The sequence below is a fragment of the Flavobacterium sasangense DSM 21067 genome (genome assembly GCF_000686885.1).
In the GTDB taxonomy this organism is placed as follows: Bacteria; Bacteroidota; Bacteroidia; order Flavobacteriales; family Flavobacteriaceae; genus Flavobacterium; species Flavobacterium sasangense.
On record NZ_JMLU01000022.1, the window covers coordinates 1 to 13,221 of the forward strand.

Consider the following 13,221-nt stretch of genomic DNA (forward strand, 5'->3'; position numbering starts at 1 on the left):
AGTACAGGATTAGTTTCAAACATTATTACGCAATTCTGCGTTACGGTTATCATCTCTACTTTATTGTCATTAGTAGCTTCATTTACAATTATTCCATGGTTGTCTTCTCGTTATGGAAAGTTAGAACATATTGAAGGTAAAAACTTGTTTGGAAAAATCATTCTTGGATTTGAAAGCTATTTAACTCGTTTTACAGACTGGGTTTCAGGATTGTTAACTTGGTGTTTAGATCATTATATAAAAACTATTGTAGTTGTTTTAGTATTGTTTTTTGGATCAACAATCGGATTAATGGGTGGTGGATTTATTGGTGGTGAATTCTTCGCAGCATCTGATAGTGGTGAGTTTTTAGTTCAAATTGAAATGCCAAAAGACGCTTCGTTAGAACAAACCAACTTTATGACGCAAAAAGCAGAAGCTTTCCTGAAAAAAGAACCATTCGTTCACAGTCAAATTACAACTATTGGTCAAACGAGTGAAGGTTTAGGAGCTTCTCAAGCAACTGCTTATAAATCTGAGATTAACGTAAAAATGGTTGGTTTAGACAAACGTGATGAACCAGCAAACGTTTATGCTGCCAAAACAAAACGTAAATTAGAGAAAATCTTAGTTGGAGCAAAAGTTAAAACGGTTCCAGTAGGTATTTTAGGAACTGCTGAAGACGCTACTTTAGGTTTAATTGTTACGGGTCCAAATGTGGAAACAGCTATGGCATTTGCAAAAGCGGCTGAAAAAGAATTACGTACGATTCCTGGAGCAACAGAAATTGAATTATCTGTAGAAGATGGAAATCCAGAAGTAAACGTTCAAGTGGATAGAGATAAAATGGCTGCGCTTGGATTAAGTTTACAAACTGTAGGTATGACGATGCAAACCGCATTTAGTGGAAACACTGATGGCAAATTTAGAGCGGGTGAATACGAATATGACATCAACATTAAATACAATGCATTCGACAGAAAAAGTATTGAAGATGTAAGTAATTTAATTTTCATAAACGATAGAGGTGAACAAATCAAATTAATTCAATTTGCAACGGTTTCTGAAAGTTCTGGTCCAAGTGAATTAGAAAGAAGAGACAAATCAGCATCGGTAACTGTAAAAGGTCAAAATGTGGGAGTTGCTTCGGGAACTATTGTATCGCAATGGCAAGAAAAAATTGATAAATTAGAAAAACCTACAGGTGTAGATTACATTTGGGGTGGTGATATGGAAAACCAATCAGAAGGTTTTGGAACACTTGGAATTGCTTTATTAGCAGCTATTATCTTGGTTTACCTTGTTATGGTTTCGTTATACGACAGTTTTGTGCATCCATTTGTAGTATTATTTGCGATTCCGCTTTCGTTTATTGGAGCTATGTTAGCTTTAGCTTTAACAAATAATACATTGAATATTTTCACCATCTTAGGTATCATCATGCTAATTGGTCTGGTGTGTAAAAATGCGATTATGTTGGTGGATTATACGAATCAAAGACGTAAAGCAGGAGAAAGTATTAGAACGGCATTAATTCAAGCGAATCATGCAAGGTTGCGTCCAATTTTAATGACTACGATTGCGATGGTATTTGGTATGTTCCCAATTGCATTAGCTTCTGGAGCTGGAGCAGAATGGAAAAACGGTTTGGCTTGGGTAATTATTGGTGGATTAATTTCATCGTTATTCTTAACCTTAATCGTGGTTCCTGTAATCTATGAAATCATGGAGAAAATAATCTCTAAATTCTCTAAAGGAGAAAAAACAGATTATGAAGCCGAAATGGTTGCCGATTATGTTCACCAAGAATTAAGTGAAGACGGTTTTAACCCGAAACACACATTATAACAACAAAAAAGTCCCGATTTAATCGGGACTTTTTTTATACTTCAAATTGAATTAGTTTTTAACTAAAACGTCTTTTGACCATTTTTTTACTTCAGCAATTCTGCTATCTGAAAAATCAACTTCGCTTAAAGAATCTTCACTCCAGAAAAACCACTTTCCAGTTTTAGTACCTTTGTTATATTCGCCCATGGTTTGTTTAGTACCATCTTCGTTATAAGCCATCCATTTTCCATGTAATTTTCCGTCTAAGTAATACCCTTCTTGTTTTACTTGTCCGTTATCATAATAATATGTTGCTTTTACCATTTGGTCAACCACTTCTAATTTTGGTTTTACTTCTTGTGCAAATGACAAACTCGAAACCAATAATACTACTGCAATTGCTACTTTTTTCATACTCTTTTCTTTTATAGGTTAACATTACAGTAACAAATATAAAATATAATTTACAATAAAAAAACTTTTACTTAACAATTTGGTAACATTGAGTAAAAACTTAACATTGAAAAAGCCAATACGTAATGTATTGGCTTTAAATTAAATATAAATATATGTTAGATTATTTCACTAAACCATCTAATAATTCTACTAATAAAGGAGATGATGGTCTTGGCGCATCAGCTTTTACAACTTTACCTGTAGGATCAATTAATAAGAATCTAGGAATCGAATTAATTCCAAATGCTTTGATAAAATCTGACATCCAGTTTTTATCAGCAAACAATTGAATTCCTCCTAATTGCTTTTCCGTAACAAATTTTTGCCATTTCTCATGATCTTTATCTACATCAACCGAAATACTAACGAATTCAATGTTTTTACCATGATATTTTTCCTCAATTTTCTTTAAATGAGGAATTTCTGCTCTACATGGACCACACCATGTTGCCCAAACATCGATATACACATATTTCCCTCTTAAATCTTCTAATTTCGTTTTTCCACCTTTGTGGTTTTCATAATCAAAAGAAGGAGCTGCAGTACCTTCTACTTTTTTTGCAGCCGCTTTTTGATTATAATATTGCGCTAGCATCATGCCTTCTTGGACAATTCTTGGTTTTAAAGCGCTTACTAATTTTTCATCTAAACCAGCACTTTCTAATTTTGCTAAATCTTCTTTTGCTTTTTTATCAAGAGCAGCCTTAAAAGTAGCTTCGTCTTTTTCTAATAAACCTTCAAGCTCCATTTCAAATTTCTCATCTGACAATGCTTTTTGAGCTAGAAAGTTACTTTCTTTCGAACCTTTTCCAGTGTAAACAATTGTTTCGTCAAATTCTTTTGCATCCAATGTTAATTTGATATCATCGCCTCCTCTTAAATACATCATTGAAGATTCTGACCCATCACTAAATTGATGTAACCCATCCGTTACTTCAAAAGAAGCTTCAAAAACTCCTTTTTTATTAATTGGGATTACTTGTTTGAATTTATTTGGGCCAAAAACAGTTAACGTGTCACTATTTCTGTTTTCAATTTTAGCCGAAAATTTTACTTTTTCTTTTGTAGTAGTTTGTGCAAAAGAAAAACCGACTGATAATACTAATAAATAAACTAGTTTTTTCATAAAATGTGTTATAAGGTTTGTGTAAAATTATATTATTATTTTATAAAACGAAAAATAACGAATTAAAATTCTATTATTATTAACAATTGAAAACAAAAATTTTCTTTTTTGTTCTTACTTTTGCATAAAATTTTTCAAAATGTACAGAAGTCATAATTGCGGCGAATTAAACGCATCACATATTAATACAGAAGTTACCCTTGCAGGTTGGGTTCAAAAATCGAGAGATAAAGGATTTATGATTTGGGTTGATTTACGTGATCGATACGGAATCACACAATTAATCTTTGACGAACAAAGAACCGACAAAGCCGTTATTGAAAAAGCAAAATCTTTAGGAAGAGAATTTGTTATTCAAATCAAAGGAACTGTTATTGAGCGTGTTTCTAAAAACCCAAATATGGCAACGGGTGACATTGAAATTTTAGTTTCTGAATTAACTATTTTAAACGAAGCACAATTGCCTCCATTCACTATTGAAGATGAAACTGATGGTGGTGAAGACATTCGTATGAAATATCGTTATTTAGATATCCGAAGAAATCCGGTTAAAAACAACTTATTGTTCCGTCATAAAGTATCGATGGAAGTTAGAAAATACCTTTCTGACCAAGGTTTTTGCGATGTAGAAACGCCTTATTTAATTAAATCTACTCCAGAAGGCGCACGTGATTTCGTTGTACCAAGTAGAATGAACGAAGGACAGTTTTATGCACTTCCACAATCGCCACAAACGTTTAAACAGTTATTGATGGTAGGTGGAATGGATAAATATTTCCAAATTGTAAAATGTTTCCGTGACGAAGATTTACGTGCTGACCGTCAACCAGAATTTACACAAATTGACTGCGAAATGGCATTCGTAGAGCAAGAAGATATTTTAGATATGTTCGAAGGCTTAACGCGTCATTTACTAAAAGAAATCAAAGGAATTGAAGTAGATAAATTCCCAAGAATTACTTACGATTACGCCATGAAAACCTACGGTAATGACAAACCAGATATTCGTTTTGAAATGAAATTTGGTGAGCTAAATGCTGTAGCGCAACATAAAGATTTCCCAGTATTCAATTCAGCAGAATTAGTAGTAGGAATCGCTGCACCAGGCTGTGCAAATTACACAAGAAAAGAAATTGACGCTTTAATTGATTGGGTTAAACGCCCACAAGTTGGAGCTTCGGGAATGGTATATGTAAAATGTGAAGAAGATGGAACTTTCAAATCATCAGTAGATAAATTCTACGATCAAGAAGATTTGAAAAAATGGGCCGAAATTACCAATGCTAAACCAGGTGATTTAATTTTAATTTTATCGGGTAATGCAAACAAAGTGAGAACGCAATTATCTGCTTTAAGAATGGAAGTTGCTACTCGTTTAGGTTTGAGAAAATCTGACGAATTTGCACCATTGTGGGTGGTTGATTTTCCATTATTAGAATGGGATGAAGAAAGCGGTAGATACCACGCAATGCACCATCCATTTACCTCTCCAAAACCAGAAGACATGGCATTAATTGAAACCGAACCAGGAAAAGTTCGTGCTAATGCGTATGATATGGTATTAAACGGAAACGAAATTGGTGGAGGTTCTATTCGTATTCACGACAGAGAATTGCAATCAAGAATGTTTGATTTATTAGGATTTAGTAAAGAAGAAGCTTTGGCTCAGTTTGGATTCTTAATGAACGCTTTCGAGTTTGGAGCACCACCACATGGAGGTTTAGCATTCGGTTTAGATAGATTGGTTTCTATTTTAGGCGGACAAGAAACGATTCGTGATTTTATTGCATTCCCTAAAAATAATTCAGGAAGAGATGTAATGATTGATGCGCCTTCAACTATTGATGAAGCACAATTACAAGAATTACACATTAAACTAAGATAAAATGAAAAAGGTTCTAATTGGTCTTATCGTAATCATTGCTTGCTTAATTTCTTTTGGATATTTTCAAAAGAATAGTGGCTTAAATGGCGATAAATGGATTGGAATTGGAGTTCTTTTAGCTGCTTTTGTTCTTATGCCTTTATTTTTATATTCGAGATTTAAAAACAAAGAAACTAGAGACAGGATGCTAAACTTAGGTTTAAAGAAAAAAGAAGGTACTGATAATCAGTAATTTTTAAATATTTTTAACTTTTTCTTGTTTGTGTCGTAAATAAGTATATCTTTGATAATTATTAATTTTTTACAATACAAAATGAGAACAGGTAAAGTTAAGTTCTTCAATGAATCAAAAGGTTACGGTTTTATTACTGATGATGAAACTGGAAAAGACATTTTCGTACACGCTAGCGGAATGAGAGTTGAATCTTTAAATGAAGGTGATGCTGTTAGTTACGAAGAAGAAGAAGGAAGAAAAGGTAAAGTAGCTGCTCAAGTAGTAGTTATCGAAGACTAATATATATTATTTTTTGATTACCTAGAAAGAACAAAGTCCCGATTAAATCGGGACTTTTTTTATACCATATATTTATCAATATAACTTTATTCCATAAAAAAAGAGCTACATTACTGTAGCCCTTTTAAACTAATCAAACCATATTTTACTTAAATAAATACTTTACTCCAAATAAAATATTTCCTTTTGGCATTGGCACCATTCCTGCTTCAACATACTCTGTGTTGAAAATATTATTAGCGTAAATCGAGAATTCCAACTCTTTTAATTTGTATGATGCACTTACATCCCAAATATTATAACTAATTCCAGAAGTTCTTTCTACATATCTATATCCAATAGAATTACTAAAATTCTTGAACCATTCCATTGCATAATTTCCAACAAATTGGTGTTTCATAGAATTAATGGAATATCTTGAATAAGCAGCACTCGTTTGCTTAACATCGTCTTCTATAAAAGTATATCCTAATTTAATTTTTTGCTGCAAAGCATTTACAGTAAATCTATATTCCATATTGGTTTCAAAACCTTGTGTGTTTACATCCTGAATGTTTTGAGGCGTATAAACCACATCTGATTCTGTTAATCTTACATAATCTATCAAATCATTTGAATCTCTATTAAATGCTGCAAACGTAAAATCAAACTTTTTAGTTAACCATTTCACTCCAATTTCTTCCGAAACAGCTTCTTCTGGTTGTAAATTTTCGTTACCAATGGCTTGTGGACCTATATAATACAAATCAGTATATGTTGGAACTCGATAAGTATATCCAATGTTTCCATATAGCCTAACATTTGAGGAAACTTGATAACCTAAATCTAATCCTGGAAATGCTTTGCTGTCAAAATCAGAAAAATAAGAAACAGCAACTCCTGGCGTTATATCGAATTTTTTATCCAAAAACTGAAAACGATGTTCTAAAAACACAGAAGCCATTTCTCTTGAATTATCACCTAATCGATTACTTGAAATGTAATACTTAGCCATTTCAACACCGAAACCAGTGATTCCAACTTTTGATTCATACGAACCATTTAATTCGGCAGCAAACTTATTGGTAATATGTAAATTTCTATAAATAGAAGGATTGCTTCTTATGTAGTGATATTCATCTTGATTTCTTCTCCAATACACTCTTGGTTTCCAAGTGAAATTTCCATTTTTAATCACTGTTGAAAGTCCAACTAAACTCGCTTGTGTTTCTTCATATTGCTCAGTTGCTGATGGAATTCCGTAAAAACCATTTGCACCAAATTTTCTTTCTGAATAAGTTGTCAGTAATTCAATTGGTAATTTATTTTTATTGAATTGACTTTTCAATACATAATTGGTGTTATCAAAATCGGTATTATGACGATATCCTTCTGAAAAGTTTTTAGAAAAATGTACGATATGACTACTCTCTTTTAAACTAACTGTACCAGTAGCTTCAGCAATAAATTGACCAAAAGAACCACCTTGTACTTTTGCAATCAAAGAATTTTCTTCAACGTCTTTTGTTACAATGTTAACAGCTCCTGTGAAGGCATTTTGTCCAAAAACGCGTGCAGCAGGCCCTTTAACAACTTCAATTCTTTTAATAACTTCAATTGGTAAAGCTAAATTCATCGTGTGATGTCCTGTTTGCGGATCATCAACTTTAATTCCATCAATAAGTAATAACGTTTGATCAAAACCTCCACCTCTGATATATAAATCGGCTTGCATTCCGTTTACACCTTGGCGTCTTACGTCAATTCCTGCAAGTTGTTGTAATGCATCAGCAACATTTGTAATTCCCAGTTTTTTGATATCTTCAGCGGTAACAATTTGAATTGTTCTTGAATTTTCTTTAAAAGGCAAATCAATACGAGAAGAAGTAACTACAACTTCTTTAAGAGAATCTGTTTTTAATTCTGTTTCTTGTGCATTTCCTACTATAGAGCCAAAAAGCAAGACATATAAAAAGTATTTGTTTTTCATTTGAAGTTTATTTTAAAACGGTGCAAAAGTCGTAACTTTCCGGACGATTAAAATAGTCCAGTTTTAAAATGAAAGATAGTCCGGTTAATGTGTTACTAAAAGAACTTATTCACTTTGATAAAACGAGTGCTACTTCGGTGTATATTCAAATTTCCCAACAAATTATAAATGCTGTTCAAAGAAGGTATCTTAAAGAAGGAACAGCTTTACCTGGTACCCGAATTTTCAGTCAATTACTCAACATTCACAGAAATACAGCTGTTGCAGTTTATGAAGAATTAGCTTCGCAAGGTTGGGTTGAAATTATTCCAAACAAAGGGACTTTTATTTTAGTTCCAAAACCAAAAACAGCTACTATCAAAGCACGTTCCAATAAAATAAACGATGCTTATAGTTATCCTAAAACGACAGGATTTCCTTTTCAAACTTCGTTTCACTTGGCATCAACACAAGAATTTTCGGAAGCAAAATACATTTTAAACGATGGTCAACCCGATTTACGATTGCATCCTATTCACGAGTTTTCAAAATGGTATGGCACATCAATGAAACGAAAATCGTTGATTTCAAAATGGAACAATACATCAAAAAACAGCTATTCTACATTTGAAAATCAATTATGCAATTTTTTAAATGCAACGAGAGGATTTCACATCAAACCCACAAATTTAATCAGTACACGAAGTACCGAAATGAGTTTATACATCATCTCGCAACTTTTAATTCGTAAAAAAGATGTTGTTTTGGTCGGTAATTTGAGTAATTATAATGCCAATATGATTTTTCAAGAAGCTGGAGCCGATATTAAAACTATTCCCGTTGATGAAAATGGATTAGACATCAATTATATTGAAAAGCATTTTACAAAAGGAAAAATTCGATGTGTTTATGTGTGTTCTAATCGCGATTATCCTACTACAAACACTTTGTCTGCCGAACGAAGATTACATCTTTTACAGCTTGCCAAGAAATACCAATTTGCCATAATTGAAGATGATTTTGATTATGATTTTCAACTCGACGGTTCCGCTATGTTGCCCATGGCAAGTTCAGACGGAAATGGAATGGTAATTTATCTTGGAAAGTTAGGCCAATCGTTATTTCCTAGTTTTCAAACGGGATTTGTGGTAGCTCCAGAAAATTTGATTTTGGAAGCAAAAAACTACCTACAAATGTTAGACAAACAAGGCGATTTGATTCAAGAACAAGTGCTTTCGGAATTAATTTATGAAGGTGAAATTCATCGTTTACTGAAAAAGAATACCATCATTTACAAACAAAGAAGGGATTTTGCTTGCGAATGTTTCAAGCGTTATTTCAATGAAGTTATTGGATATAAAAAGCCTTCCGGTGGATTAGCCATTTGGATTGAATTTAACCCTTCAATATCATTAATTCAACTTGCTGAAGAAGTTTCGAAATTAGATGTCTTTCTGCCAAAGACCATTCTTTATCAAGATAAAAACACCTGTGCCATCCGTTTTGGATTTGGACATTTGAATGAAGAAGAAATTGAAATTGTAATAAGCAAATTAAATCTTGCATATAATTCAATCACAAAGTAATAAAAAAAAGTCCCGCAAATTGCAGGACTTTTTACTATAATCTTATTGTCTTAGTCAGCTAAAACAATAATCTTGTTTTCATTCATTTCGATGGTACCTGAATTAATAGGTAACCAATACGTTTGCTCATTTACTTTATTGAATTTAGAAACGAATTCTTTTTCAATTTTAATGTTTTGAGCATTGATTTTCACGTTTCCTTTTGCCAATAATGAAACAATAGGCGCGTGATTATTTAGCATTTGAAACTCACCGTTAATTCCAGGAACTGCTACCGAAGTAACTTCTCCTTTAAACAATGTAGCTTCTGGTGATACTATTTCTAAAATCATTTTTTTATGCTTTAGGCTTTAAGCTTTAGGCTTTAAGCTATTAAAAATTATGCCTCTGCTAACATTTTTTGTCCAGCTTCGATAGCTTCTTCGATAGTACCTTTAAGGTTGAACGCTGCTTCTGGTAAGTGGTCTAATTCACCATCCATAATCATGTTAAATCCTTTGATAGTTTCTTTGATATCAACCAATACTCCAGGAATACCTGTAAATTGCTCCGCTACGTGGAAAGGTTGAGATAAGAAACGTTGTACACGACGTGCACGAGATACTGCTAATTTATCTTCTTCAGATAACTCTTCCATACCTAAGATGGCAATGATATCTTGTAATTGTTTGTATTTTTGAAGAATCTCTTTTACTCTTTGAGCACACTCATAGTGTTCTTTTCCTAAGATTTCTGGAGTTAAGATACGAGAAGTAGAATCTAATGGATCTACCGCTGGATAAATACCTAACTCAGCAATTTTACGAGACAATACAGTTGTTGCATCTAAGTGAGCAAACGTTGTTGCTGGTGCAGGGTCAGTTAAGTCATCCGCAGGTACGTAAACCGCTTGTACAGATGTAATAGATCCTTTTTTAGTTGAAGTAATACGCTCTTGCATAGCACCCATCTCAGTTGCTAATGTAGGTTGGTAACCTACCGCAGATGGCATACGACCTAATAAAGCCGATACTTCAGAACCTGCTTGTGTAAAACGGAAGATATTATCAACGAAGAATAATACGTCTTTACCTTGGTCAGATCCAGCTCCATCACGGAAATACTCAGCGATAGATAATCCTGAAAGTGCTACACGAGCACGAGCTCCAGGTGGCTCATTCATTTGTCCGAAAACGAAAGTAGCTTTAGACTCTCTCATTCCTGGCATATCTACTTTAGATAAATCCCATCCTCCATTTTCCATAGAGTGCATGAATTCTTCACCGTATTTAATAATTCCTGACTCTAACATCTCACGAAGTAAGTCATTTCCTTCACGTGTTCTTTCTCCTACTCCTGCGAATACAGAAAGTCCACCGTGACCTTTTGCAATATTGTTAATCAACTCCTGAATCAATACTGTTTTACCTACTCCGGCACCACCAAATAATCCAATTTTACCTCCTTTTGCGTAAGGCTCAATAAGGTCGATTACTTTAATACCTGTAAATAAAACTTCAGAAGAAGTTGATAAGTCTTCAAATTTTGGAGCTGGTCTGTGGATTGGTAAACCATTTGCACCTGATTTAGGTAAATCTCCTAAACCGTCGATTGCATCACCAATTACATTAAATAAACGACCAAAAACGTCTGCTCCAATTGGCATTTGAATTGCAGCACCAGTAGCAACTACTTCCGCTCCTCTTGACAAACCATCTGTAGAGTCCATAGAAATGGTACGAACAGTGTTTTCACCAATGTGAGATTGAACTTCAAGTACTAATAAAGTACCATCTTTTTTAGTGATTTCTAATGAATCGTAAATTTTAGGTAATTCGTTATTTGAATCGTTGAAAACGACGTCAACAACTGGCCCGATAATTTGTGCAACTTTTCCTGTGATTCTAGACATTGCTTATGTATTTATTTAATAGCTAATTAATGTTGAAAAAATGATGTATTTTTCCGAGTGCAAAGATAGTTTTTTCTAAAACAATTTTGCAATTTATTTTTTGAATTTTTTGCAATAAAAAAGCGAAATCTTCCAATTTCGCTTTTAAAATGTTATTCTACAGTAACGGATTTTGCTAAATTCCTAGGCTGATCAACATTACAACCTCTAAGAACTGCAATGTGATACGATAGTAATTGTAACGGAATTGTAGTCAACAATGGTGTAAACGGTTCGTTGGTTTCTGGAATTTCAATTACGTGGTCTGCTAAAGCTTTTACTTGTGTATCTCCTTTAGTAACTACAGCAATAATTTTTCCGCTTCTTGATTTTATTTCTTGAATATTACTTACCACTTTATCGTAATGTCCTTTGTTTGGAGCAATTACAATTACCGGCATAGATTCGTCAATCAAAGCAATTGGTCCGTGCTTCATTTCTGCTGCTGGATACCCTTCTGCGTGGATATATGAAATTTCTTTTAATTTTAATGCGCCTTCTAAAGCTACTGGGAAGTTATAACCTCTTCCTAAGTACAAACAATTTGTTGCGTCTTTGTAAATTTCGGCAATTTGTTTAGCAACATCATTAGTCAATAAAGCTTCTTGCACTTTTTCTGGTATTAATTCTAATTCCAACAAATAACGTTGGTAATCTGAATTACTCATTGTTCCTTTTGCTTTTGCTAAACGTAGCGCTAACAAAGTAAGAATTGTAATTTGCGTAGTAAACGCTTTTGTTGAAGCTACTCCGATTTCTGGACCTGCGTGCGTGTAAGCACCTGCATGCGTTTCGCGAGAAATTGACGAACCTACTACATTACAAACTCCAAATACAAAAGCTCCGTTTTCTTTAGCTAATTTAATTGCTGCCAAAGTATCTGCCGTTTCACCAGATTGTGAAATTGCGATAACTACATCATCTTTATTAATGATTGGATTTCTATATCGGAATTCTGAAGCATATTCTACTTCAACTGGAATTCTTGAAAATTCTTCAATAATATATTCTGCTACTAATCCTGCGTGCCATGAAGTTCCACAAGCCACAATTAGGATTCGTTTTGCATTTAAGAATTTTTCTAAATTATCTTCAACACCTGACATTTGGATAATTCCTTTGTTTGCCAAAAGTCTTCCTCGGTAAGTATCTTTGATTACGCTTGGTTGCTCATAGATTTCTTTCATCATGAAATGATCGTAACCCCCTTTTTCAATTTGCTCCAAGTTTAATTGAAGTTCTTGAATATAAGGATCAACCAATGAATCGTCTTTAATTTTTCTAACTTTTAATGGCTTGTGTAAACGCACAATTGCCATTTCTTCATCTTCTAAATAAATAGCGTTTGAAGTATATTCAATAAAAGGAGTAGCATCTGATGCAATAAAAAACTCATCTTCACCAATTCCAATTGCCAATGGACTACCTAAACGCGCTACAATAATTTCATCTGGTTTTTCCACGTCAATTACTGCAATCGCATAAGCTCCAATAACCTGGTTTAATGCAACTTGAACTGCTTTTCCTAGTTTACAGTTTTCTTTTTTCTTAACTTCTTCAATCAAGTTTACCAACACCTCAGTATCTGTATCCGATTTAAAAGTATAACCTCTTTTGATTAATTCTTGTTTTAATGGCTCGTAATTTTCGATGATTCCATTATGAATAATCACCAATTTTCCAGAATTTGAAAAATGTGGATGCGAATTTACGTCATTAGGAACTCCATGAGTTGCCCAACGTGTGTGTCCCATTCCTATTTTACCAATAGTCGTTTTCTCGCTTTCCGCTTTAGCTTCAAGGTCAGAAACTTTTCCTTTGGTTTTTGATAATTTTAAATCTTTTCCATCATATAATACAATACCGGCACTATCGTAACCTCTGTATTCTAAACGATGTAATCCTTTAATAATTACAGGATACGCATCTCTATGACCAATATAACCTACAATTCCACACATATAATA

Annotated in this window: 11 protein-coding genes; 5 read left to right on the top strand and 6 right to left on the bottom strand. The window is 33.5% G+C overall.

The genetic code is table 11. From position 1 onward, the window contains the following. Window positions 1-1,827, top strand: a 1,827-nt coding sequence (locus BP92_RS0109890; protein ID WP_026725926.1) for an efflux RND transporter permease subunit, incomplete at its 5' end; no start/stop codon positions are given. A 51-nt stretch (window positions 1,828-1,878) separates the two neighbouring features. On the opposite strand, the gene BP92_RS0109895 is transcribed toward BP92_RS0109890, so the two are convergent. Continuing rightward, window positions 1,879-2,223, bottom strand: a complete 345-nt coding sequence (locus BP92_RS0109895; protein WP_026725927.1) for a toxin-antitoxin system YwqK family antitoxin — start codon at window positions 2,221-2,223, stop codon at window positions 1,879-1,881. Window positions 2,224-2,386: 163 nt separating this feature from the next. Next, complete coding sequence (locus tag BP92_RS0109900) at window positions 2,387-3,391, bottom strand: TlpA family protein disulfide reductase (protein WP_026725928.1); 1,005 nt, start codon at window positions 3,389-3,391, stop codon at window positions 2,387-2,389. Between the two features lie 139 nt (window positions 3,392-3,530). Between BP92_RS0109900 and aspS the strand changes: the two genes are divergently transcribed. From aspS to BP92_RS0109915, 3 genes are all read left to right on the top strand, one after another. Beyond that, complete coding sequence (gene aspS, locus BP92_RS0109905) at window positions 3,531-5,276, top strand: aspartate--tRNA ligase (protein WP_026725929.1); 1,746 nt, start codon at window positions 3,531-3,533, stop codon at window positions 5,274-5,276. A 1-nt stretch (window position 5,277) separates the two neighbouring features. Continuing rightward, entirely contained in the window at window positions 5,278-5,508 is a 231-nt protein-coding gene (locus BP92_RS0109910; protein WP_026725930.1) for a hypothetical protein, read from the top strand. Between the two features lie 81 nt (window positions 5,509-5,589). Beyond that, window positions 5,590-5,790: a cold-shock protein gene (locus BP92_RS0109915; RefSeq protein ID WP_008255794.1), complete on the top strand. Its 201-nt coding sequence runs from the start codon at window positions 5,590-5,592 to the stop codon at window positions 5,788-5,790. A 145-nt stretch (window positions 5,791-5,935) separates the two neighbouring features. Here the strand turns inward: BP92_RS0109915 and BP92_RS0109920 are convergent, their stop codons facing one another. Then, a complete protein-coding gene (locus tag BP92_RS0109920; protein ID WP_026725931.1) occupies window positions 5,936-7,759 on the bottom strand; it encodes a TonB-dependent receptor plug domain-containing protein in 1,824 nt (607 codons plus the stop codon). Window positions 7,760-7,827: 68 nt separating this feature from the next. Between BP92_RS0109920 and BP92_RS0109925 the strand changes: the two genes are divergently transcribed. Beyond that, complete coding sequence (locus tag BP92_RS0109925) at window positions 7,828-9,324, top strand: aminotransferase-like domain-containing protein (protein WP_026725932.1); 1,497 nt, start codon at window positions 7,828-7,830, stop codon at window positions 9,322-9,324. Window positions 9,325-9,374: 50 nt separating this feature from the next. Here BP92_RS0109925 and BP92_RS0109930 read toward each other — a convergent pair whose 3' ends face one another. From BP92_RS0109930 to glmS, 3 genes are all read right to left on the bottom strand, one after another. Further along, the gene (locus BP92_RS0109930; protein ID WP_026725933.1) at window positions 9,375-9,656 is read right to left on the bottom strand and encodes a F0F1 ATP synthase subunit epsilon; all 282 of its coding nucleotides are present in this window, start codon (window positions 9,654-9,656) and stop codon (window positions 9,375-9,377) included. A gap of 47 nt (window positions 9,657-9,703) precedes the next feature. Then, window positions 9,704-11,215, bottom strand: a complete 1,512-nt coding sequence (atpD, locus tag BP92_RS0109935; RefSeq protein ID WP_026725934.1) for a F0F1 ATP synthase subunit beta — start codon at window positions 11,213-11,215, stop codon at window positions 9,704-9,706. Window positions 11,216-11,367: 152 nt separating this feature from the next. Then, window positions 11,368-13,215 (bottom strand): glutamine--fructose-6-phosphate transaminase (isomerizing), encoded by a 1,848-nt coding sequence (gene glmS / locus BP92_RS0109940; RefSeq protein WP_026725935.1) that lies wholly within the window; start codon window positions 13,213-13,215, stop codon window positions 11,368-11,370. Window positions 13,216-13,221 lie beyond the last annotated feature (6 nt).